This window comes from Fontivita pretiosa (assembly GCF_050410795.1).
In the GTDB taxonomy this organism is placed as follows: Bacteria; Planctomycetota; Phycisphaerae; order Tepidisphaerales; family Tepidisphaeraceae; genus Fontivita; species Fontivita pretiosa.
Window position 1 is genome coordinate 3265691 of record NZ_CP191258.1, and the last position, 22502, is coordinate 3288192.

General features: G+C 63.8%; 18 protein-coding genes. 9 read left to right on the top strand and 9 right to left on the bottom strand.

Annotation, left to right across the window (positions count from 1 at the left end):
- The first annotated feature begins 85 nt into the window (after positions 1–85).
- A complete protein-coding gene (gene polA / locus ACQS5P_RS13175; RefSeq protein WP_428937079.1) occupies positions 86–3016 on the top strand; it encodes a DNA polymerase I in 2931 nt (976 codons plus the stop codon).
- 35 nt (positions 3017–3051) lie between these two features.
- On the opposite strand, the gene ACQS5P_RS13180 is transcribed toward polA, so the two are convergent.
- The 3 genes from ACQS5P_RS13180 to ACQS5P_RS13190 all read right to left on the bottom strand — a co-directional run bounded on the left by ACQS5P_RS13180 (position 3052) and on the right by ACQS5P_RS13190 (position 6035).
- Positions 3052–3846, bottom strand: a complete 795-nt coding sequence (locus ACQS5P_RS13180; protein ID WP_428937080.1) for a hypothetical protein — start codon at positions 3844–3846, stop codon at positions 3052–3054.
- Between the two features lie 99 nt (positions 3847–3945).
- Positions 3946–5337, bottom strand: a complete 1392-nt coding sequence (gene mgtE / locus ACQS5P_RS13185) for a magnesium transporter (RefSeq protein ID WP_428937081.1) — start codon at positions 5335–5337, stop codon at positions 3946–3948.
- 137 nt (positions 5338–5474) lie between these two features.
- On the bottom strand, positions 5475–6035 hold the full coding sequence (locus ACQS5P_RS13190; RefSeq protein ID WP_428937082.1) for an N-acetyltransferase family protein: 561 nt from the start codon (positions 6033–6035) through the stop codon (positions 5475–5477).
- A 297-nt stretch (positions 6036–6332) separates the two neighbouring features.
- Here ACQS5P_RS13190 and ACQS5P_RS13195 point away from each other — a divergent pair, with 297 nt between their 5' ends.
- From ACQS5P_RS13195 to ACQS5P_RS13210, 4 genes are all read left to right on the top strand, one after another.
- Entirely contained in the window at positions 6333–9047 is a 2715-nt protein-coding gene (locus ACQS5P_RS13195; RefSeq protein ID WP_428937083.1) for a beta strand repeat-containing protein, read from the top strand.
- Between the two features lie 53 nt (positions 9048–9100).
- The gene (gene glpK / locus ACQS5P_RS13200) at positions 9101–10639 is read left to right on the top strand and encodes a glycerol kinase GlpK (protein ID WP_428937084.1); all 1539 of its coding nucleotides are present in this window, start codon (positions 9101–9103) and stop codon (positions 10637–10639) included.
- A gap of 122 nt (positions 10640–10761) precedes the next feature.
- Complete coding sequence (locus tag ACQS5P_RS13205; protein ID WP_428937085.1) at positions 10762–11394, top strand: hypothetical protein; 633 nt, start codon at positions 10762–10764, stop codon at positions 11392–11394.
- Positions 11395–11438: 44 nt separating this feature from the next.
- Positions 11439–12563 carry a hypothetical protein gene (locus ACQS5P_RS13210; RefSeq protein ID WP_428937086.1) on the top strand — a complete coding sequence of 375 codons (1125 nt, stop codon included), beginning with the start codon at positions 11439–11441 and terminating at the stop codon, positions 12561–12563.
- Between the two features lie 45 nt (positions 12564–12608).
- On the opposite strand, the gene ACQS5P_RS13215 is transcribed toward ACQS5P_RS13210, so the two are convergent.
- The 3 genes from ACQS5P_RS13215 to ACQS5P_RS13225 all read right to left on the bottom strand — a co-directional run bounded on the left by ACQS5P_RS13215 (position 12609) and on the right by ACQS5P_RS13225 (position 14599).
- On the bottom strand, positions 12609–13556 hold the full coding sequence (locus ACQS5P_RS13215; protein ID WP_428937087.1) for a PP2C family protein-serine/threonine phosphatase: 948 nt from the start codon (positions 13554–13556) through the stop codon (positions 12609–12611).
- A 204-nt stretch (positions 13557–13760) separates the two neighbouring features.
- Positions 13761–14225 carry a DUF192 domain-containing protein gene (locus ACQS5P_RS13220; protein WP_428937088.1) on the bottom strand — a complete coding sequence of 155 codons (465 nt, stop codon included), beginning with the start codon at positions 14223–14225 and terminating at the stop codon, positions 13761–13763.
- A 17-nt stretch (positions 14226–14242) separates the two neighbouring features.
- Positions 14243–14599 (bottom strand): hypothetical protein, encoded by a 357-nt coding sequence (locus ACQS5P_RS13225; RefSeq protein WP_428937089.1) that lies wholly within the window; start codon positions 14597–14599, stop codon positions 14243–14245.
- A 331-nt stretch (positions 14600–14930) separates the two neighbouring features.
- Here ACQS5P_RS13225 and ACQS5P_RS13230 point away from each other — a divergent pair, with 331 nt between their 5' ends.
- Positions 14931–15389, top strand: coding sequence for a hypothetical protein (locus ACQS5P_RS13230; RefSeq protein ID WP_428937090.1), 459 nt, complete (start codon positions 14931–14933; stop codon positions 15387–15389).
- Between the two features lie 30 nt (positions 15390–15419).
- On the opposite strand, the gene ACQS5P_RS13235 is transcribed toward ACQS5P_RS13230, so the two are convergent.
- The 3 genes from ACQS5P_RS13235 to ACQS5P_RS13245 form a co-directional block, all read right to left on the bottom strand.
- On the bottom strand, positions 15420–16235 hold the full coding sequence (locus tag ACQS5P_RS13235) for a hypothetical protein (protein WP_428937091.1): 816 nt from the start codon (positions 16233–16235) through the stop codon (positions 15420–15422).
- Between the two features lie 170 nt (positions 16236–16405).
- Complete coding sequence (locus ACQS5P_RS13240) at positions 16406–17050, bottom strand: Maf family protein (protein ID WP_428937092.1); 645 nt, start codon at positions 17048–17050, stop codon at positions 16406–16408.
- Entirely contained in the window at positions 17047–18651 is a 1605-nt protein-coding gene (locus ACQS5P_RS13245) for a patatin-like phospholipase family protein (RefSeq protein ID WP_428937093.1), read from the bottom strand. Before ACQS5P_RS13245 ends, ACQS5P_RS13240 begins: the two co-directional genes overlap by 4 nt.
- Between ACQS5P_RS13245 and ACQS5P_RS13250 the strand changes: the two genes are divergently transcribed.
- The 3 genes from ACQS5P_RS13250 to ACQS5P_RS13260 all read left to right on the top strand — a co-directional run bounded on the left by ACQS5P_RS13250 (position 18613) and on the right by ACQS5P_RS13260 (position 22192).
- Positions 18613–19446 (top strand): pyruvate, water dikinase regulatory protein, encoded by an 834-nt coding sequence (locus tag ACQS5P_RS13250; protein ID WP_428937094.1) that lies wholly within the window; start codon positions 18613–18615, stop codon positions 19444–19446. The genes ACQS5P_RS13245 and ACQS5P_RS13250 overlap by 39 nt on opposite strands.
- A gap of 415 nt (positions 19447–19861) precedes the next feature.
- On the top strand, positions 19862–20338 hold the full coding sequence (locus tag ACQS5P_RS13255; protein ID WP_428937095.1) for an RrF2 family transcriptional regulator: 477 nt from the start codon (positions 19862–19864) through the stop codon (positions 20336–20338).
- A gap of 6 nt (positions 20339–20344) precedes the next feature.
- Positions 20345–22192: a phosphoenolpyruvate carboxykinase (GTP) gene (locus tag ACQS5P_RS13260; RefSeq protein WP_428937096.1), complete on the top strand. Its 1848-nt coding sequence runs from the start codon at positions 20345–20347 to the stop codon at positions 22190–22192.
- The last annotated feature ends 310 nt before the right edge of the window (positions 22193–22502 follow it).

The following is a 22502-nucleotide window of genomic DNA, read 5'->3' on the forward strand; positions in this document are numbered from 1 at the left end:
GATTGTAACCGAATCGCCACGGATACCTTGCCTGACCAGTGGCAGCCAACACTTTGCGGCATCAACGGCGTACAATTCAACCCTGATGGCAGACCGTGACACCACAACCACCGCAACCGCGACATTGCCGCAGCCGAGCAGTTCCGCGACAGCGGCCGGCGGCGAGCAGAGCCGCAAGAGCTTCTATATCATCGACGGGCACGCCCAGATCTATCGCGCCTACTTCGCCCCGTTCCGCAATCTGACCAGCCCGGACGGCGAGCCCACCAAGGCCACGTTCGTGTTCACGCAGATGCTGCTGAATCTGGTCCAGCAGCGAAAGCCGGATTATCTGGCGATGGTGATCGACGCCCCGGACGCTGGCGCCTTCCGCAAGCAGCTTTATCCCGACTACAAAGCCAACCGCAAGGAGACTCCTTCGGATTTCTTCCCGCAGGAGCAGAGAATCATCCGGATTGTCCGGGATGCGGGAGTGCCGATCTTCTGCAAGCCCGGCTGCGAGGCCGACGACCTGATCGCCACGATTGCCCAGAAGCTGTGCGATCGGGGGTTCGATATTTATCTGGTTTCCAGGGACAAGGATCTGCGGCAGATCCTGGGCGAGCACATCTACATGTACGATCCGCAGGCGGATGAGGTGATCGACGCCGCCAAGCTCAGGCAGAAGCTGGGATACGGCCCGGAGCAGGCGGTGGAGGTGCAGACGCTGACTGGCGATCCGACCGACAACGTGCCGGGGATCCCCGGGGTGGGGGAGAAGACCGCCGCCAGGCTCATCCAGCGCTACGGCAGCGTGGAGAACATCCTGGCGCATGTGGACGAGCTGACGCCGAAGCTGCGGGAAAGCTTCAAGAAGCATGCAGAGAATCTGAAGCTTTCGCGGCAACTGGTGACGTTGCGCAAGGATGTGGATTTTGATTTTGATCCGGAGCAGTGCGTGTTTCGGGGGCTGAATCTTCAGGCGATTCGCCCGCACCTGGAGGAGCTGGGTTTCCGCAACCTGCTGAAGCGGCTTTCGGGAGGGGCCGAGCCGGAAAAGACTCCCGACCCCTTTTCTAAGGGGTCGGGAGTCTTTTCCGATACGGCACAGGCCGCCCCGCCCGGCCAGCGGCCGTTCGCGGAAATGCTCTTCCCCGACGCCAACGCGCCCAACCGGCCGCTGGCGTCGGCCAGGCCCGATCTGCCCGAAGCTGAAACCTACCGCGACTGCACCTACCTGCTGATCGACACCGAGCAGAAATTCGCCGATTTCGTCAACAGGCTCAGGCAGCAGAAGCGATTCGCCTTCGACACCGAGACCGATGCCCTTGGCGCCATGCAGTCGAACCTCATCGGCATGAGCTTCGCCTGGGAGAAAGGCTGCGGCTACTACGTCCCGGTCAGGGGCCCGGCCGGCTGCCAACACTTGTGCCGTGAACGCGTCCTGCGAGACCTCAAGCCAATCCTGGAAGACGAAAACATCAAGAAGGTCGGGCACAACCTCAAATACGACCTGACGGTAATGCGTCAGGCCGGAGTGCACGTGCGCGGCGTGGAGCTGGACACCATGATCGCCGCCTTCCTTCTTGATTCCTCGAGCGTGCAGTACGGGATCGACCGGCTGGCGATGGATCTGCTGCACTTCCGCAAGATCGCCACCGAAGAACTCATCGGCAAAGGCAAGAACCAGATCAGCATGGGCCAGGTGGACCTGGAGCGTGTGGCCATCTATGCCGCCGAGGACGCCGACATCGCCATGCGACTGGCCGAGAAGCTCGGCAAGCAGCTTGACGCCAACCCGGCCCTGCGAAAGCTCAATGACGAGGTCGAAGTCCCGCTGATCGAAGTGCTGGTCGAGATGGAGACCAACGGCATCGCGATCGACCCGCAGATCCTCAAGCAGCAGTCGGAGGCGATGGCCGAAAAAATCGAGCAACTGCGGAGGCAGATTTTCGCCGCCGCGGGCAATATCGAGTTCAACCCGGATTCGCCCAAACAACTGGCCGACGTGCTGTTCAACAAGCTCGGCTTGAAGGTGGTGAAGCGAACCAAGACCGGCCCCAGCACCGACATCGAAGTGCTCGACAAGCTCGCCGGGGTGCATCCGGTCCCCAAGCTCATCCTCGAGTATCGCTCGCTGATGAAGTTGAAGAACACGTATCTGGACAATCTCCCGCAATACGTGAACCCGAAGACCGGCCGCATCCACGCCAGCTTCAGCCAGATCGGCGCCGCGACCGGCCGACTGAGCTGTAGCGAGCCGAACCTCCAGAACATCCCGATCCGTACCGACGAGGGCCGGCGAATTCGCAGCGCGTTTGTGCCCGGCGACCGCGAGCACAACGTGCTGCTGACCGCCGACTACAGCCAGATCGAGCTTCGCTTTCTGGCGCACTTCACCGAAGAGCCGGCGTTGATCGAGGCCTTTGAAAAGGACCAGGACATTCACCGCGCTGTCGCCGCCGAGGTGTTCGGCGTGCCGCCGGATCAGGTCACACGCGAGCAGCGTGCTCAGGCGAAGATCATCAACTTCGGGATCATCTATGGCGTCAGCGCCTACGGGCTGGCCAGGCGGATCGAAGGCATGAGCACGCAGGCCGCCGCCGAGCTGATCGCAGCCTATCACAAGCGTTTCCCCCGGATCCGCCAGTTCCTGGAACAGTGCGTGACCGAGGCGCGGACCAGTGGGTACGTGCAGACGATCCTCGGCCGCCGAAGGAACATCCCCGACATCAACGCCAACATCGGCTCGCTTCGCAGCGCCGCCGAGCGCATGGCCATCAACAGCGTGGTGCAGGGTTCGGCCGCCGACCTGATCAAGATCGCCATGAACCGCGTGTATCGTCGGCTCAAGCGGGAAAACCGCCCCAGCCGGATGCTGCTTCAGGTGCATGACGAGCTGGTCTTCGAGACTCCTGCCGATCAGGTCGAGTCCGATGCCCAGGCGATTCGCCAGGAGATGTGCGACGCCATGAAGCTGCGCGTGCCGCTGAAGGTGGACATCGGCTGGGCCAGGAACTGGCAGGAAGTCAAGTAATCCGACGTATACAGGCCCACGCGGTCCACGCCGCCTCATTCCGCGGAAGCTGTTCGATCCCTGGCGAGGTTCAGCTTGTTGATCAGCTCCGTGGCCAGATCTTCGGCCAGTCGGTCGCGCAGTCGCTGGGCGGTCTTGAGCCGGGCGGCATCGTCGGTGAAGGCGGCGGCGAGCCGCGTGTCCTGCGACTGCGCCGTCACCAGCTCGATCACCTGACGGGTCTTCAGATCCACCAGCGCGCCGGTGGCCTTGGCCTCGGCACGCACCTCCCGCGAGGGTACGAAAAACCCGCCGACGATCGTCAGGTTCAGCACGCTCAAGCCGTTGCGCAGCGTCGCCTGGTCGATGTTCCCGCCGAAGATGAACAGATAGTCATCTCCCAGCTTTTCGGCGGTGCGGCAGAGCATCTCGATCTGAGCCCGCGCCTCGGCCTGCGGGTCTTTGCCCGGTTCGCGCGGGGCGTAATAGCCCGGCCCACCGGCCGCGGCGGCGGGCAGGATGTCCAGACGATCAAACAGTTCGGGCCTTTCCCGCAGCCGCTTGACAAACGCCTGCGGCGCGGCGACTTCCCCGACCTGCGCCACGGCCAGGCGGATCGGCGGACGCAGGGGCGCCGGTCGCGCCGCCGTCGTCGCGGCAGGCTCGCCGGCGACCGGCGCCGTCGCCGGTTCCGGGACACTCAGCGCCAGGATGTAGTTCGAGACGTTGTGTGCCCCGCCTTCGCGGATCGACAGCCCGCTGGATTCACACCCGGCCAGGATCAGCCCCGCCGCCAGCATCGTCGATGTGGCGCGAAACATGCGGGGAGCAAAAGAAGAGATACGGGTCATGGCGGACCTCCATTTGTTAGTACTAACAAACTTACTTCCGCCGCTCCCGCCTGTCAATGGTTTTCTTTGATCAGCCAGGCCGCGCTGGCGGCCGGACGCTCACAGAAGGAAGAGCTTGGCCAGCCCGAGCAGGGCCAGAAAGCCGACGACGTCGGTGATGGTGGTGGCGAAGATGGTGGCGCTTTGGGCCGGGTCGAAGCCCAGGTGCTTGAGGATGAACGGGATCGCCGCTCCGCTCACGCACGCCAGCGTGTGGTTGATGATCAGCGCCGCGCAGACCACGCCGCCCAAGGCCAGGGTTTTGCCGACCCCTTCGCTGATGTGGAAGATGACGGCGATGGCCATGGTGATCAGCCCGATGACCACGCCGGTGGTAATGCCGACCAGGGTTTGTGAGATCAACACATGTCGCATCAGGGCGCGATCGACGCGACCGACCGCCAGTCCGCGCACCGTCACCGCCATCGCCTGTGCCGAGGCGTTGCCGCCCATGCCGGCGACGATGGGCATGTAGGCGGCGAGGATGGCGAGCTTGGCGATGGTGTCCTCGAACATCGCGACCACCGCTGCGGCAAGGAACGCCGTCGCCAGGTTCACGATCAGCCACCAGACCCGCTTCTTGAAGCTGAATTGCCAGGAGCTGGTCAGTCGTTCCTCGGCGCCGGCGCCGAACATCCGCTGCACGTCTTCGGTGGCCTCTTCCTGGAGCACATCCACCACGTCGTCCAGCGTGATCAGCCCGATCAGCTTGTTCTGCTCATCCACGACGGGCAGCGCCAGGTAGCCGTATTTTCGCATGAGCTGCGCGACCTGCTCCTGGTCCATGGTGGCCGGGACCGAGCGGACGTTGGTGATCATGATGTCGCGCAGGCGTTTGTTGGGATCCGAGAGGATCAGGTCGCGCATCGACAGCACGCCCACCAGGTGCCGGCGGCTGTCGATCACGTAGACGTAATACATCTGCTCCAGTTCCTGGTTGAGTTTGCGGAGCAGCGTGATCGCGTCGTCCACGGTGATGTATTCGTAAAGGGCGGTGACCTGGGTGGTCATGATCCCGCCGGCGGTATCGGGGAGGTACTGTTCGAGCCGGCGGGTTTCGTCAGCGTGCTCGGCGTCCATCTCGCTGACGAGCTGGTCGTGCAGGGGTCGCTCCACGCGCTCCAGCACGTCCACGCGGTCGTCGGGATCCATGTGCTGGAGCACCAGCGACGCCTCGGGCGCTTCCATGTCGCGGATGACCGTGGCGGCGCGGTCGGTGTCCATCTTGGCCAGGATGTGGGCGGCGGTTTCCGGGTCGAGATACTCGGCCACATCCGCCGCCTGTGGCGGGGGAAGCTCCGCCATCACCGCCGCCGCATCGGCGGGGGGGATCTCCTCGATTTTGCTGGCCAGTTGTTCGGACTGATCCGCCGGCGCGGACTGCGGGCGCTGCGCCTGCTCGCGTTCTTCGGCGCTGTCCAGGGTCTGGGTTTGGCTCACTCGGTCGGCCATGGGTTGTCCATCAGTGTTACGATGCTCAATCTGCGCCCTGATCCAAGGCGCGCCGCCTGCTTGTGATCAAGCGTAGGGAATCACGCCGGCAAGTCCAGATGGGAAGACCTTCGTGTGTCAGCTTCGTCGCCCGCTACTCAATCCAGCGCCGCGTACCAGAACAGCGTGGCCGATTCCTTGACCATGTCGTGGTTGCTGTGCCGGTGGGTGTCGATTCCGGCGATTTCGAAAGCCAGCTTCTGGAGCAAACGGTTGGCTGGCAGGTTGTTGGTTCGCGTCTCGGCGGAAACGGCGCGCAGCTCGTGCTCGCGGGCGTATTGGATGATCTGATAGATCAGCACGGTGGCGATGCCCTGACGTCGATAATCGTAATCCACGCGCAGATCGGTCAGGTGCACCGTTCGCAGCTCCGGACGCACTTGTGCCACCGCCAGGGCCACCGGAGCCTGCTCATGCTCGGCGACCAGGGCGAGTCCTTCCTCGGCGCCGCTGATGATCTGTTTGAGCGCGAACCTGCACTCATCGTTGATGGGGTTGCGCTCGATCAGTTTCTGGCGCAGCGGGCGCAACTCCAGCCGCCAGCTCACCGAAAGCCCCTCTCCGCTGCGATCCAGATGCAGGTACTCCGACGACTCGACGGTGCCATCGATGTCGGCCAGTCGCTCCAGATCTGCGGCTGTGGCGGGACGGATGTGCATCAGTACATCATAGGAAACCAGGCACCGGCGGGCCAGAATCCGCGTTTTGGACTGACCATCGGTCCGGGCTGTTGGGAGCGAAGCGGATACGCGAATTTGCCAACGTGAGCATCCACGGCTTTTTCGCTTTACCCCACCGGGCGCAGCGGCTATAAATCGCCGCTTCTCACGGACGTTTTTCAGCCCCCCAGCGGCCGGCACACCCCAGGGCCGCCGGTTGAAAAAGCAACACTCGTGGCCAGGGAACAGGCTGCCTCAGGGAACCCACCCCGTCGCACGCCTTAGAAGGAAAATCAAATGAAAAGGCGATCCAGGTGGATGGTGATGGTTGGCACGATCCTCAGCAGCGGTGGACCGTTCGCCTACACACAGGTGTCAATAGGTCCCGGACTTCTCGTGACGGAAAACTTCGATTCGCTTGGGTCGGCGCAGACGGCTACGCTCCCTTCCGGCTGGCGATTTGGATCATCGACCGATTTCTCAACTGGGTTCTCGCTTCAGACGACGCAATCGGCCGGTACAACCGGGACAGGATCGATCACAAGCACGTCCGCCGGCGGGTACTACAACTGGGGCACTGGAACCAACGCCACCGCTACCGACCGGGCCGTCGGGTTTCTGACCTCCAGCAGTTTCACAAGTCCCCGGCATCTGTTCGCTCAATTGTCGAACAACACCGGATCGACCATCACTTCGCTGAGCATCGCATTCGACCTGGAAAAGTATCGCCAGGGCACGCGCGCCGTCGATATCACCTTCTTCTCGGGAACCGACGGGTTGAACTGGACGCCCATAGCCGCCGGCAACCACAGCTATCCCGCCGATTCGGTCAATACCGTCGTCGTCAACGGTCCCTCCGTCGTGTCCAAAAGCGGCATTGTCGTTTCAGGACTGTCCATCGCACCCGGTGGCAGCTACTACCTTCGCTGGACATATACAGGTGTTGGGGGAAGTACCAATGGGCAGGGACTGGGTGTTGATAACTTTTCACTCACGGCAACCGTCCTGATCCCGCCTCAAACTCGAACCTGGGATGGCGGCGGGGCGAGCGACGACTTTGGCGATGCAGCAAACTGGGATAGCGGCCCGCCGGCGACAGGTGACGCCATCGTCTTTGCCGGCGCGATCCGGACAACTCCGAACATGGAGGCCAACTACAGCCTCAACTCAGTCAGGTTTGCATCTGGAGCTTCGACGTTCAGTGTTGGACTTGGTGCCAACACATTGACTCTCACCGGCACGGGCGGCATCACCAACCAGAGCGACAACGTTCAGACGATCACGGGCGGCACAATCGAAGTGGACGTGGCACAAACCTGGAGCACCACGGGCAGCGGCGGAATGATCGTCGCGTCAGCAGTCGATCTCAACAGCAACACGCTGACGGTCACGCCGGCCGCATCGACCGTGATCACCCTCAGCGGGAAGATCAGCGGAGCGAGCGCGGGAATCACCAAAACCGGCCCGGGCGAACTGGTCCTGGGGCATTCCGGCAACGACTACAGCGGCAACACCACCATCACCGCCGGGACACTGACGATCAGCGCTGACGGCAACCTGGGCGATGCGGCAAACGACGTGCAGTTGAACGGCGGGGCGCTGCGCAGCACCGCCGACGTGACGCTGGGGGCCGGGCGGACCATCTCCGGCTCGGGGTTTCTCGATGCGGTGGCCAACACCACGATGAGCATCGCCGGTCCGCTGGCTGGCGGATCGCTCAACCTCAGCGGCGACGGCACCGTCGCGATGACCAGCGCCTCCATCAGCGTCGCCACGCTGCTGTTCAGCAACGACGGCACGCTGGTGCTGTCGGCGGGCGATTTGGGCAACAGCGGCGGCACCGTCGCGCTGGTCAGCACCATCACCGCCGCAACCGCCCGCATCACCGGCAGCGGCGCGGTGAACCTCGGCAACGGCGGGGCCATCTCCGTCCAGACCGGCGGGACGCTTCAGATCGACCATCTCAAGTCCGGCAACAGTTTTAACACCAAGACCGGCGGCGGAACGCTGCTGCTCAGCGGCGACAACCCGAACCTGCGATCGCTTCGCCTGGGACTGGCCGGAACATCCCCCGCCGACGGCGGGACCATCTCCATTTCCACCAACGGCGCACTGGGCAGCGGCTCGTTCCTGTTCAACAACGGCGCCCTGCACGCCTCGGCGCCGGTTGTGCTCGCCAACGATGTCTCAATCGGCGGCGGGCAGCTTGGCGGCGGGGCGGTCTTCGACGGCTCGATCGAAATCACCGGAGGTATCTCGCTGTTCCGACCCGCGGGCACCACCCTTCAGCACAAGATCACCCTCACCCCCGGATCGCAGGTGACGTTCACGGGTCCGCTGGGCCTGGCCACCGGCAGCGGCACTTCCACCGGCCTGAGCGTTCTGGGCGCAGGAGAGCTGATCCTGGCGGCCGGCTCCAATCCGATCACGCAGACCATCACCATCGACGGGCCGACGCTGGTGCTCAATGGCACGCTGGACACGGCCAGTGTGGTGGTTGCCGCCGCAGGACGTCTCGGCGGCACCGGCACCGCCAACGGCAGCGTGCTGGTGCAGGGCACCATTTCGCCGGGCACAAGCGTGGGGCAACTGACCAGCGGCGCCCAGACCTGGGACGCCGGCGGAACGTATCTCTTTGAGATGTCTGACGCGACCGGCGGCGCGGGCACCGGGTGGGATCATCTTCAGGTCTCGGCGCTCAGCGTTATTGCCACCACCGGCAACAGGTTCACGATCAAGCTCTCGGCGCTGAGTCCGCCGGCCAACTTTGATTCGTCCCAGCCCGGCCAGTGGGTGATCCTGACCGCCAGCGGAGGTATTAACCCCTTCGACCTGATGACCCTCATGATCGACAAGACGGACTTTGCAGGAGATGATGACGAAGGTGCATGGTGGCTGTCGGCGTCAAGCACGCAGCTTCGACTGCACTATGTTCCCGAGCCGGCGGCGGGCGGGGTGATTCTGCTGGCGGGGATAATGATGAGCCGTCTGCCGCGCCGCCGACGCGATTGAATCGATACCTGCCGCCGCCGGAGAATTGCGCGCGGTGGTAGCGCGCATCGTCCATGCGTTACGTTGTCGCCATCGATCAGGGTACGACCAGCACGCGGTGCATTCTGTTCGACCGCGACTGCACCATCGTCGCGGCGGCGCAGAAGGAGCACGAGCAGATCCTGCCGCGCCCGGGCTGGGTCGAGCACGATGCGATGGAGATCTGGCATCGCACGCAGGAAGTGATCGAGCAGGCGATCCGCGCCGCCGGCGCACGCCCGGGCCAGATTGCCGCCGTTGGCATCGCCAACCAGCGCGAGACCACCGTGCTGTGGGACCGCACGACCGGCCGACCCGTCTGCAACGCCATCGTCTGGCAGGACACCCGCACCAAAGCGCTTTGCGACGAGCTGGCCCGCGCCGACTCGGCCGGACAGGATCGCTTCCGCGATCGCGTCGGGCTGCCGCTGGCCACCTATTTCTCCGGGCCGAAGATCCGCTGGATCCTGGACAACGTTCCCGGCGTGCGCGAAGCCGCCCGGCAGGGACGCGTCCTCTTCGGCAACATCGACACGTGGCTGATCTGGAATCTGACTGGCGGCGCCGAACGCGCCGGCCCCGACCCGCAGGCGGCGCACGTCACCGACGTCACCAACGCCAGCCGAACCATGCTGATGAATCTTGCCACGCTGGACTGGGATCAGGCGATGCTGGAGGCGCTGGACGTGCCCCGGGCGATGCTGCCGCGGATCGTGCCTTCCAGCGCCGCCGACCCACGCGGCTGGGGCACAACATCACGCCACGGCGTCTTCGGGGATCAGATCCCGGTCTGCGGCGATTTGGGCGACCAGCAGGCGGCGCTGGTCGGGCAGGCATGCTTCGCGCCGGGCGAGTCGAAGAACACCTACGGCACCGGCTGCTTCATGCTCCTGAACTCGGGCGAGCGACCGGTGCGCTCCGAGCGCGGCCTGCTCAGCACCGTGGCCTACCGGTTCGGCGACGCCCCGGCCGCCTACGCGCTGGAAGGCTCCGTCGCCGTCGCCGGGGCGCTGGTGCAGTGGTTGCGCGACAATCTGGGGTTGATTCACAGCTCCGCCGAAATCGAAGCGTTGGCGCGAAGCGTGGATGACAGCGGCGGGGTGTTCATCGTGCCGGCGTTTTCGGGGCTGTTTGCACCGTATTGGCGAAGCGACGCGCGCGGGGTGATCGTCGGCCTGACCCGGCAGACCAATCGGGCGCACCTGGCGCGGGCGGCGCTGGAGGCCACGGCTTTCCAGACCCGCGACGTGGTGCAGGCGATGATCGCCGACAGCGGCGTGCCGCTGAGCAGTTTACGAGTGGATGGCGGGATGTGCGTCAACGAGTTGCTGATGCAGTTTCAGGCCGACGTGCTTGGGGTGGAGGTGGTTCGCCCGAAGATCACCGAAACGACGGCGCTGGGGGCGGCGTATGCCGCGGGCTTGGCCGTCGGATTCTGGAAGGACCTGGATGAGCTGCGCAGTGGCTGGCGCGAGGATCGTCGCTGGCGGCCGACGATGCCCCAGCCGCAGTGCGAACACCTGTGCCGCTGCTGGCAGAGGGCGGTGCAGCGCTCGTTCGGCTGGGTACAGTGAAATGGCCGCACCGGGCAGTGCCCGCGCGGTCAAGTGCCTGCGCCGTCGGGTGCCCGCGGGGTGAAGTGCCTTCACGGCGGCGAAACTGGAGAAACCGCGACCGGCCGTCCGATAAGTCCAAGGTGGAATCCTCCAGGCAAGCGGCGACAGTGGCGGATCTGGCGGCGGCGACTCACGCCGCGCCCCCGGTGCATGCGCCCCAGCCGGCGGCTGCGGATGCCGCCGGACAGCGCCCGCCCGTGGCGTCGCCGCATAGCCTGCCGCAGGATCGCGCCGGCGCCTGGACGATCCCGCTGCTGTGCGCGGGCGTGGCGATCATCGCCTGCTGCCTGCTCATTCCCGCCGCCGACGAAAACCGACGACTGGTCTACGAGCGCGAGAAGCTGCGGCTGGATCTGGAGCAGATTCACCGACAGATCGCAGTGAACGATGAGTTTCTGCACCGCGTGGCGGACGATCCGACACTGCTGGAACGGCTTGCGCAGCGGCAGATGAAGCTCGTGCGCGAGGGCACCAGCGTGCTGGAGCTCAAGGGACAAGCCGACCGGCGGCACGACCTGTCGCCTTTTCTGCTGGTGACGCTTCCCCCCCCGGCGGAGCTTCCGCCTTACAAACCGATCGGCGGCAGGTTTTCGCAGATGTGCCGGCAGCCGCGCTCGCGGCTGCTGCTGATGGGCGCCGGGATGCTGCTGCTGGCCGCCGGGCTGGTCTTGGGCGCCGCAGGCCGCAGAGCCTGGGCTGATCCACTTGATTGACGATCGTTTTGCATCAGCGCGCCGCGCGCGGCTATGATCGGGCGATGGTTCCACCCAAGCCGCGTCGCGCCACGATTCCCGGTGCTGTTCTGGCATTCGTACTCGCGCTGTTCTGCGTTGCAGGCAACTTACTGGCCTGGAGCTACAAGGAACACATCCTGTTTACCCGCCTGGCGGTGCTGCGGCTGCTGGAGGATCCGGCCACGCCCGCGGAGATGAAAGCCTGGCTTGGGCAGGCCGCGGGCGATTTGCCCAACCTCGAGCAGAACGAGCGTTTTTTCATGACGCGGCGCGTCGGGCGGATTCCCGTCGGTTACACCGACATGATCTACTGGGCGTGCGTGCCGGACATGGAGGCCGAGAACCGCGCGGCCGAGGCGGTCGAGCCGTTCAAGGTCAAGGAGCGAATGCTTCACTTCATCGACCTGGAGCTGCTGCTGCCTGAGCAGAGCCGGCACGAGTACAAACACGACCTGTCCAACAAGCCCCGCCCGCAGGATATCCCGCGGAACATCGACGATCCGCGTCTGGCGCAGGCGGGCATGCTGCCGCACCGTGTCGAGCAATGTTATCGGGAGCTTGTCGCGGCGATCCGCGCCGGCAGGCTGCACGCGCCCGCTGCCGACCTCCAGCAGAAGTACCAGACCGCCACCTACTGGGCCGGGTATCTGTCGCACTACCTGGCCGACAATACGCAGCCGCATCATGCGACGGTGGATTACAAGAGCCAGTCGTACTTCGCGAACCGCGCCAAGGCGCCCAACATCCACGCGGAGATGGAATACCGGATGTGCGATGACGAGCACGAGCCATTTTCAGACCTGCGGCAGGAGTACTGGCAACTGCTGCTGCGGCAGCTTGGCGAGTTTGAGGATCCGATCAGGACCGACGATCCGTGGCAGGCGACGGTGGAAGTCTCGCTGCGCAGCTACGATGCCCTGCCGCTGATCGGCCTGGCCGCGATGCACGCCGCCGGACAGGCCGGCACACCCGATCATCCCACCGGCCAGATCTCCGGCACGTTCGACACCCGGGCCTTTTTCCGTTTCACGGGGCCATACCTGGGTCGGCAGATGTCGGTGCTGGAAATGAAGGCGATCCAGAGTGCCTGGGCCATCAAGCGCATCGAACGCGTGCTGCGAGAGGCGTGGCTGGAGGCGCACAAGTGAGACGATCGTGCGCCGCCCGGGCAGCGGAAGGATCTCGGCGATGCTTCAGTTGACCTCGGCAAGGATGATCGTCAGATCGTCCTTTGGGCTGAGGCTGCCGGCCTGCGAGTCGATGTGATCCGCGAGGCTGGCGATGAGCTGCTCGCCTTTGAGCTGGGCGCGGCGTTCCAGTTCCCTTCGCCACTGGTCCGTGTCGATGCTGCCGTCGCCGCTGAAGGACACTTCCACTCCGTCGCTGAAAACGACCAGCCGATCGCCCGGCTGAAGCTGCACGGTGGCGGTGGCAAACGACTCGTTGGCGAAGATGCCCAGCAGGCTGCCGTCAACTTCGACACACTGCGTGGAGCCATCGGCGCGCAATATAACCGGATTGGGATGCCCGCCGCGGGCAAAGCTGCACTGAAGCGTCTGGCAGTCGATGGTTCCGTAAATGGCGGTGGCGAAGGTGGCGTAGGACAGGTGCTGTCCGACCAGCGCGTCGTTGAGCCGGGCCATGGTTTCGCCCGGCGCCAGCAGGCGGTAGCCCGCGGAATCGATCTGCTTGGTGACCAGCGCGTTCTTGATGAACATGGTCAGCAGCGCCGCGGGCATGCCGTGACCGACCGCGTCGGCCATGTAAAAACCCACGTGCGTCTCGTCCAGCCGCATCACGTCGTACAGATCGCCGCTGACATATCCGGCGGGGCGAAACAGGGTGTGGAATCGCACGCGTCCGACCTGCGGCAGTTGCTTGGGCAGAAAGTCCTGCTGCAACCGCGCCGCCAGCCGCATCTCCTCATCGATCCGGTGGATGTAATAGTTGACGGTCTGATCTCGCCGGCGAAGGATTTCGATCTCGCTGCTCAGGGCGGTGATCCGCGACTGAAGGAGCTGGATCTGCTGTTGAAGCAGTTGTGCGGCGGCGGTTCCCGCGCCGATGGAGGTTGGATCGGGCAGGTCGGTCCCGCCCGCGCCATCGCCGATGTCACGGTTGCCGATTTGCAGCGGTGTCATGCCAGACTCATGCCCAGGTGCGGTCGCGCCCCGCGCGGGCTGCGCCACCGCACGCGACGCCATTGCAGATTTCGGCGAGCCCGGGGCATCGCTTTACCCTGATTGTCAGTTGTCTCCCGCCAGCTTCCCCGCGGTTGTCGGACGTGCAAATGTGGACGAGCGCCGCTGGTCCCTGCTCACTCATCCCTCACTTCTCGTCTCTCATCAATCGGCGCTTTCCGCGACGGCCTGGGGAATCGCCACCACATCCCCGACTCGCACCCCCGCTTCCGCCGCCATGCCCTGGTTCAGCTCAATGGCATACTTGGCCGGGCGGTCGCTGCTGACGCTGCTCAGGTCGTACGGCTGCATTGGCTTGATGGCGACGATCCGCCCGGCGGCGTCGAGGTAGATGATGTCCAGCGGAATCCGCGTATTCTTCATCCAAAACGCCCGCCGCTGCTCATCGGGGAACACAAACAGCATCCCATGGTCTCGCGGCATCGAGTCGCGATGCATCAGGCCGATCTCGCGGGTCCTGTTGGTGTTGGCGACCTCAAGTGTGAAGGTGCGCTTGCCCAGGGTGATGCTGATCGTGGGCAGGGACTGCGGCTGGGGTGCCGCGCGGCGCGGACACCCCGCGACGCACATCATCATCCCCGCGGGCAACAGCAGAACGGTCAGGATCATTGTGGTATCCAGGTACTTCATTCGCTTGAATCCGAGTGATCATCGTGGTGTCGTCTGCGCCGCCGGAGCTGATATGTCAGCCGCAGGTCCACCAGCCCCAGCACGACGATCGCGCCCAGCAGCGCGAGGACGGACAGAAGCAGCACAGCCGCCCACGTGACACGCCGACGCTCGATGGCCACGTAGAACGCATAGAACGCGACGGCGAGCAGGAACATGGCCGCGCCACCGGTGCGCCGCAGGGCGATGCGCAGGCGGTTGGTCCGGGGATTCTCGATGCCCGCCAGGTTCGCCGCAGCGCGCGAGTAAAAGATATAAAACCAACCCGCCGCGGCGACGAGCAGCGCGAAGATGCCAGAGAGAATTCGCTCCATCGCCTACCATTGAAACGCAAGGGCACTGACAACGCTAGGACCACGCGTTACAATACACACGGCGCCAACCAGACGTGTGTTTTTGCCGGACACTCGGCGTGAAGTCTGTGGTGGGTGTGTGGCGGTTTGTAGTCGAACTGGTGTGGTGCCTCAGGCCTGCCGTTTACGGGCCGGGTCCTCCGCGGGTGAAACTGTCTCTGCCAAATTCTAGGAGAGAACGTTAATGTCAGCCAATCGCACACTACCGGAATGGGCGATGTGTCTTCCGGCGCACCTGAGACCACCAGTGCACGCAATCGATGCCCTTGAGCGACTACGTGTCCAAATCGGAGTGTCGGCCGACGAATTCTGTGTCCACGTGGGTGGCCATCCAGAGACAACGAAGCGGGCATTGCGGCATGAATTCGAACTGCTGGGGCGCGTGCACCCCCACCTTTCGGAACGCGAACGATTTGCAATGATCTTGTTGGACCGCGCCATCAAATCCATTGTCTCCGGTGGGTCGACTTTCGGGATCAAACTAGACTTTGGCGACCCGTTGGACCAAGCAAGAGAGATTGTGTCGAACTTTAGTGAACTCGATAATCTCTTAGTTTGGATCGTGAACCAAGAAGCGGTAACGGAGCCTAAGGTTCCAGGCCATCCACAATACGCATGGGCCGAAGCCAGAATCTCCGAGATCTTGGAGGCAGCGAACCATGCTACATCGGCCGAAGTGAACCTCGCTCGCGAATCCCAGCCGTCCCCAAAGCTCCTGCGGCGACTGATCGCGTTGCTCGGCCTACATTGAGGATGGGACGGCTGCGTGCATGTTTGCTCTTCACCTCCCTCGCCATCCGCGTTTTGCCGGGCATTCCTTGTGACCATCGTTGTACCACTGAATGCTGATCCGATTGTCGATGATCTCGCAAGTCGCGAATTTGATCTGCGGCATGAGGGTCGGATCAAACGACCGGAACGCGCGCCCGTTGATAACGCCGACGATCCGTGGTGGCATCGCGCCTAGACCAAAGACGAGAACACCGGCGACAGGTTGACGCCTGTCCTTCAACCCGTCGGCGGCCGCTTCCAAGAACAACGCATTTCGCAGCCCCGTGACGAGTTGCCCCCGCTCCGTGGGGCATGCCTGGGCTGGGCGAATCGGCACGACATACTCTACGTGGGAGATCAGCATGTCCTCGGCCAGATGCTCGACATCGATGCTTGCCCATAAGTGCAGCATGCCAACTGCGATCAACGTAGGAGCGTCCGTGTGCCTGCATTGTGTCACCTTGCCGGAGATGCATGTACGGAGCAGCTTGGCTATCGAACCGACGCTACCCCCCTTCCACGTCGGGTCGTCTGGTATCCACAGTTCACGCTCAATGGCTTTGGTGTCCAATGATGTTACTTCGACGTAGAAGTAATGGCCCTTCTGGCGGCAGCGATAGTCTGGTCCCCCAGTTGAGAAATCCTCATACGGCTCAATCAACTCGCAATACTGACGCAGGTGGCGGGCGATCAGCGCGTCGCAGATCGCTCCCTGCGGGTTTGAGCGTCGTATGGCCTCGAACCGCTTGACCCGCAGGTCTCCGAATTGTCTCAGCCACGCGATGTGGGCATTCATGGCAGCGGTGCACAGGCGTTCCAAGAGCATAATTCATCAATTCTACGACGTCGTCGGCGCCTAATGCAAAGCGAGCTAGGTGCGCCAAGACTTTCCGACTGCCTCTGAAGAGACGTCGTTGCTGAAAGTTGAAGCGTTCTAGGACCCGTCACTGTGCGGCCGGATCGCTCACGTGGTGAAGAGCGGCGTCGAGCATTCGGTCAACCCTTCGCGGCGGGGTGGATTCCCGCCGCCGCCAGCAGGGCTTTGGTGGTGGTCATCGGCAGGCCGACGATGTTGGTGTGGCAGCCGCGCAGACGCTCGACGAAGGGGTCGGGATCCTGGATGCCATACCCGCCGGCCTTGCCCTGCCACAGGCCGCTTTCGACGTACTCGTCGATCTGGCGTGAGCTGAGCAGTCGCATGCGAACGGCGGACATGACGCGCGCCTGCTGGGCAAAGCCGGGCACCAGCCGCACCACCGCGACGCCGGTGATCACGATATGCGTCGTGCCGCTGAGCAGGCGGAGCATCTTGCGGGCCTGATTGGCGTCGCGGGGTTTGTTGAGAATCATGTCGCCGAAGGCGACGACGGTGTCGGCGGCCAGGACCACATCCGCCGGGTGCCGCGCCGCAACGGCGTCGGCCTTCTCCCGCGCCAGCTTCAACGCCAACTCCGATGGAAGAATATCGCGGGGGAAGTCTTCCTCATCGATGTTGGCCGGATCAACGATGAACTGATAGCCTGCCTGGCGGAGCAGCTCCTGACGGCGTGGGGAGGCGCTGGCGAGCACGAACTGCTCCTGGGCGGGCTGGGTCGCCGCCATGGATTCCACGGCGAGGTTGGATTCGGTCGCAGCGGTCATTGGCTTCTGGGGGCATCCGCCGCCACCGGCGCGCTCTGGGCGCGGCGCAGCTCGGCGGCGATCTGCGCCAACGTCGGCTCGAACTTGTGCTTCACCAGCAGCTCCGCAGCCTTGTAAAGGTGGTAAGCCTCCGTCGGATCAATATTGAAGTAAGTGGCGATGTTGTTGACGCGTTGCCCGAAACTCAAGAAGGGCAAATCGGTCAACTCGTTGACGCGCGACAGGGCCAGATGCACCACGCGAACGTCGTGGTTGCTGGCGTCGTGCAGCAGCAGATAGCCGTCGCGCTCGAGGCGGGCGATCTGCTGGCGGATGTCTGCCGCCGTGCTGTTGTCCGGAGCGTATTTCACGATGATTTCGGCCAGCGTCGCGGAACTGACGCGGTTGAGCAGCGCGGTGCTGGTAAGCCCCGCGCCGGCGGCCAGTCCCTCAAGTACGCCGATATCCCCCTTATCGGACAATTCGGCGTCGAAATTGGTGTGGGCATCGATGACCAGCAGCACCGCGCCGTGAGGATAGGGGTCGCGGGATCCGGCGTCGCGGGCGTGGCGGATGTGCGAGATGTACGTGTCCACCAGCGTCACCACGCCCAGGTTATCCGTTACTCCGCCGTCGATCAGATGCCGGTATTGCCTGAACAGCGTCGAATAATCGCGCAGCGTGACCTGATGCAACAGGACCGGCACTGCGGCACTTGCGGTGACGGCACGGGAAATCGGGTATTTGGACAGATCGGAATTCAGCTCGTCGAATGCGTCGTTGGTGAAGACGAATCGGCGGCCGGACTGAAGGTCGGTGGCGTTGATCAGCAGTCGGGGTCGGTCGTCGCGCAGGTCGGCGAAGGTCAAAGCCCGGCCACGGCGGTCGCTGAACAGGTGTTTCTGGAAGGCACTGGCCAGCACGTCGGAGCGATCCCAGCTTGTGAGCATCATCGCCAGCGCGTTCCACGGCTGGATCGTGGTCAGGATCATGTCGGTGGCGAAGGGATGGGTCATGGCGCGCTGCACGTCGCCGGGGTTCCACTGCTGATCGAACAGGCAGTAGTAGGCGCCGGGCAGTGATCCGCCGCTGACGCAGGAGATGTAATCGACGCGATCAAGCAGGCCGAGCCGCTGAAGCTCGAACATGCAGGCGGCGGCGAAGTTGGCGGAGCGCGACCCGCCGCCGCTGATGGCCAGACCGACGAAATACCCGTCGGCGTCGGCCGGACGCGTGGAGGTGACGCGCGGCGGTGCGGTGTCGGCACGGGTGGCGTTGCGGATGCGATTCTCCGGCAGCACGTCGGGGGGATTCAGCCGAACATTGACGTGCGTGCAGCCGGCGATCCAGACGATCAACACCGACAGCAGCAACACCGGCAATCGCCGGGTGAATCGGGTCGGCCTTTCAGTCCCCGTCGGCTTGAACATTGGGCAGGGATTGTAATGGATCGGGCGAAATGAAGAATACCAGACCCGGTGTAATAGCGAAGGAGATTGATCATCGCCCACGGCAGACGCACAACCCGACGCAGCGACGAAACGAGCTCGCCGCCGCAGCAGCAGGCTGTAACGCCGGAACAGTTGGCGACGCAGCGCCCGCAGGGCAAGCCGATCATTCATGTGATTTCGGATTCGACGGGGAATCTGGCGCATCACATTCTGGCGGCGCTGCTGACCCAGTTTCCGCCGGACGCCTTCGAGGTGAAGTTCTGGACGTTCGTTCGGACCGAGGAAGAGCTGGGCAGGACGCTGGATCACATTCTCAAACAGCCGGGAATCGTGCTGCACGCGGTCGTTTCGCCCCAGGCCAAGCAGCAGATCACCGAGACCTGCCAGCGCGCCAGGATACCTGCGCTGGACCTGACCGGGGGCTTCGTGCAGTTTTTGTCCGAGGCGTCGGGACTGACGCCAACGGCCGATCCGCAGCGGCTGCATCGCGTTGACGAGGCGTATCATCGCCGCATCCGCGCCATCGAGTTCACGCTGGCGCATGATGATGGGCTGGGGCTGGAGACGCTGGGCGAGGCCGACGCGGTGCTGGTGGGCGTGTCGCGAACGAGCAAGACGCCGACCAGCATCTATCTGTCGCAGATGGGCTACCGTGCGGCGAACGTGCCGCTGGCGATGGGGGTCGAGCCGCCGCGGCAACTGCTGCAATTGCCCCCCGGCAAGGTGGTTGGACTGGTGATCGATCCGCAGCGACTGGCGGCGATTCGCCAGCGGCGGCAGGCGGAATGGGGCATGGCGGCCAGCAGTTACGCCGACGAGCAGGCGGTGCGTGAGGAGCTGGCCTGGAGCCGGCGCCTGTTTGCGCGTCAGGGCTGGCCGGTCATCGATGTGACGCACAACGCGGTGGAGGAGACCGCCGCGCGGGTGGTGGAGCTGTTGAAACTGCCGCGTGTGACCGGCGGCTGAGGACTATAAGAGTGTATCGTCCTGTAATTTGGTAGCGATGGCGATCCGCTTTGCCCGCCCGCTCTTTGGGCCGCTGATTCCGCTGAGTGCGCTGTGTGCGGCCCGCTCAGTCGCTCTTCTAGTCGAATTGCACGGAAAGTTGCGGCGAGAATGGGCCGATGAATGCGAAGGTCTCCCGCCGCTCGACGCAGGGCGGCTGCGGAGTCTGAGGATCGGGTAACCGTTGGGTTGAGATAGAAAGGGGACTGATATATCCCGTGTCCGCTTGCCAGGAATGGTCACCGCGAGGCGGCGCAACAGTGTGGATTTGCGGCAGTATTGACCGTTCTGCGGACACGGGATACCATCATCCTTTGAATGCGGATGCGGGGCATTCGCCGGCAATCTGCCTTCGCGCAGCTTCGGAGCCTTGTCTATGATCTTCACCAACGCGACCGAATACGCCATTCGCGGGCTTGCGGAACTGGCCAGCCGCTCGACCGGCGGAAATATGCTGTTGGACCAACTGGTCAGCGGTACCGACCTGCCACGTGACTTCATGGCCAAGATCTTCCAGAAGCTGGTGCGTGGCGGGATTCTGGTCAGTGCCAAAGGGCGTGGCGGGGGATTCGCGTTGGCGCGACCGGCGCATCAGATCTCGCTGATGCAGGTCGTGGAAGCGATGGAAGGACCACAGTTGCTCGATCGCTGCGTGGTTGGCCTGGAACGCTGCAACGATCAGATGCCCTGCCCGCAGCATGACCTGTACAAGCCTATCCGTCAGCGGCTCAAGGACTATCTCAACACCACGACGGTTGCCGACATGGCCTCGAGTTTGAAAGCCAAACAGTCGTGGCGAGACCTTCACGAGAAGGAAGGACACGTACTGACTTCCGCTGAAGCAAAGGAATGAGTCGTCATGAGCCAGCAGTCCATAAGCGTCGCTTCAGGGGGTTCGGCTGCGCGCCCGATTCCCAGCAGCTCCGGCAGTTCAAAGTCCAAGCCTGAAGCCAATGCGACAGTTCGCGCCTGGGTCGAACAGTGCGCCGCGCTGACCCGCCCGGACCGCATCGTCTGGTGCGATGGATCCAGGGAAGAGCGCGAACGTCTTTTTGAGCAGGGCATCAGGGAAGGCGTGTTCATCAAACTGAACCAGCAGAAGTGGCCGGGGTGCTACTACCATCGCTCCAACTCCAATGATGTGGCCCGCACCGAACACCTGACGTTCATCTGCACGCCAAGCAAGGACCTGGCCGGGCCAACCAACAACTGGATGAACGACAAGCAGGCGTACGCGAAGCTGCGGGGACTTTTCGACGGCTGCATGACCGGCCGAACCATGTACGTCGTGCCGTTCGTGATGGGGCCGATCGGGTCTCCCTTGGCCAAAGTAGGCGTGCAGCTCACCGACTCGATCTACGTCGTGCAGAACATGGGGATCATGACCCGCATGGGCACGATCGCCTGGGAACAGCTTGGCGACAGCGACGAGTTCACGCGTTGCCTGCACAGCATCGGCGATGTCAATCCGGAGCGCCGCTACATCTGCCACTTCCCGCTGGACAACACGATCTGGTCGTTCGGTTCAGGCTACGGCGGCAATGCACTGCTGGGCAAGAAGTGCCTGGCGCTGCGGATCGCCAGCTACCTCGGTCGCCAGCAGGACTGGATGGCCGAGCACATGCTGCTGATGAACGTGACCGATCCGAAGGGCGAGAGCACGTACGTTGCGGCGGCGTTTCCCAGCGCCTGCGGCAAGACCAACTTCGCGATGCTGGTTCCCCCCGAGAAATATCGCCGCGAAGGCTGGAAGGTCACGACGCTGGGCGACGACATCGTGTGGATGTGGGTGGACGAGCAGGGTCGGCTGCGCGCGATCAATCCAGAAACCGGATACTTCGGGGTGGTGCCCGGAACCAACAGCCGCAGCAATCCCAACGCGATGAAAACCATTTCGCGCGACACCATCTTCACCAATGTGGCGCTGGTGCCGCTGCCGGATGGAACCTACGACATCTGGTGGGAAGACAGCGACTGGCCACCGCCCGCCAAGGCGATCGACTGGCAGGGCAAGGAGTGGACTCCGGCGATGGGCACCAAGGCCGCGCATCCCAACAGCCGCTTCACCGCGCCGGCGACCAATAACCCCGTGCTGGACCCGGCATACGACGACCCCAACGGTGTGCCGGTGGGGGCGATCATCTTCGGCGGGCGTCGCTCACGCACGATTCCGCTGGTCTTCCAGGCGTTCAACTGGATGCACGGCGTGTACGTCGGCGCCACCATCGGCTCGGAGACCACCGCCGCCGCCACCGGCCAGATCGGCGTGGTCCGACGCGACCCGATGGCCATGCTCCCGTTCATCGGCTACAACATCCGCGATTACCTGGTCCACTGGTTCCAGATGCGCAAGAAAATGTCCGACTGCCCGCGCATTTTCATGGTCAACTGGTTCCGCAAGAACGACCAGGGCAAGTTCATCTGGCCGGGCTTCGGCGAAAACATGCGCGTGCTGAAGTGGATCATCGATCGCGCCCACGGCCGGGCTTACGCCAAGGAAACCATCCTCGGCTGGATGCCTCGCGCTCAGGACATCGACCTGGAAGGGCTGACGATCACCGAGGAGGACTTCAATCTCCTGGAGTCGATCGATCCGGAGGAGTTCAAGGTCGAGATTCTCAGCCAGGAGGAGTTGTTCCTGAAGCTGGCCGGGGATCTGCCCAAGGAGATGATCTTCCAGCGGGAGCTTTTGATCAGCCGGCTGTGAGCACAGCCGCCGTGGGTGCAGCGGCGCGTGTCCTGGGCGGGTCGGGCCGCGCCTGATTCTCCGCCAGATTCTGCCCGTTTCCGGGCAATAGGCCAGGGGATCGAGCCGTTGTAGCCTGTATAGATGCTACCGGCCGAGTGCGTCGCCCAGTTGAGGGCAGCGGCTTGCCGGCCGTCAGGATTTTGCCGGCGAGGCTCAGGAAACCCGGCGTGTTCGACGTATATACTGACAAGGGAAGGCGCGAGCTTTGCCGCTCGGGCATCTTCCGGCGTCAGAGAACGCGCCCCGGCGCTGGCTGCCACCGGTGGAC

Excerpts from the sequence above, each read along its gene's own strand:
- polA (WP_428937079.1), top strand. The coding sequence starts at position 86 with ATGGCAGACCGTGACACCACAACCACCGCAACCGCGACATTGCCGCAG.
- ACQS5P_RS13180 (WP_428937080.1), bottom strand. The coding sequence starts at position 3,846 with ATGACCCGTATCTCTTCTTTTGCTCCCCGCATGTTTCGCGCCACATCG.
- mgtE (WP_428937081.1), bottom strand. The coding sequence starts at position 5,337 with ATGGCCGACCGAGTGAGCCAAACCCAGACCCTGGACAGCGCCGAAGAA.
- ACQS5P_RS13190 (WP_428937082.1), bottom strand. The coding sequence starts at position 6,035 with ATGCACATCCGTCCCGCCACAGCCGCAGATCTGGAGCGACTGGCCGAC.
- ACQS5P_RS13195 (WP_428937083.1), top strand. The coding sequence starts at position 6,333 with ATGAAAAGGCGATCCAGGTGGATGGTGATGGTTGGCACGATCCTCAGC.
- glpK (WP_428937084.1), top strand. The coding sequence starts at position 9,101 with ATGCGTTACGTTGTCGCCATCGATCAGGGTACGACCAGCACGCGGTGC.
- ACQS5P_RS13210 (WP_428937086.1), top strand. The coding sequence starts at position 11,439 with ATGGTTCCACCCAAGCCGCGTCGCGCCACGATTCCCGGTGCTGTTCTG.
- ACQS5P_RS13215 (WP_428937087.1), bottom strand. The coding sequence starts at position 13,556 with ATGACACCGCTGCAAATCGGCAACCGTGACATCGGCGATGGCGCGGGC.
- ACQS5P_RS13220 (WP_428937088.1), bottom strand. The coding sequence starts at position 14,225 with ATGATCCTGACCGTTCTGCTGTTGCCCGCGGGGATGATGATGTGCGTC.
- ACQS5P_RS13225 (WP_428937089.1), bottom strand. The coding sequence starts at position 14,599 with ATGGAGCGAATTCTCTCTGGCATCTTCGCGCTGCTCGTCGCCGCGGCG.
- ACQS5P_RS13235 (WP_428937091.1), bottom strand. The coding sequence starts at position 16,235 with ATGCTCTTGGAACGCCTGTGCACCGCTGCCATGAATGCCCACATCGCG.
- ACQS5P_RS13240 (WP_428937092.1), bottom strand. The coding sequence starts at position 17,050 with ATGACCGCTGCGACCGAATCCAACCTCGCCGTGGAATCCATGGCGGCG.
- ACQS5P_RS13245 (WP_428937093.1), bottom strand. The coding sequence starts at position 18,651 with ATGAATGATCGGCTTGCCCTGCGGGCGCTGCGTCGCCAACTGTTCCGG.
- ACQS5P_RS13255 (WP_428937095.1), top strand. The coding sequence starts at position 19,862 with ATGATCTTCACCAACGCGACCGAATACGCCATTCGCGGGCTTGCGGAA.
- ACQS5P_RS13260 (WP_428937096.1), top strand. The coding sequence starts at position 20,345 with ATGAGCCAGCAGTCCATAAGCGTCGCTTCAGGGGGTTCGGCTGCGCGC.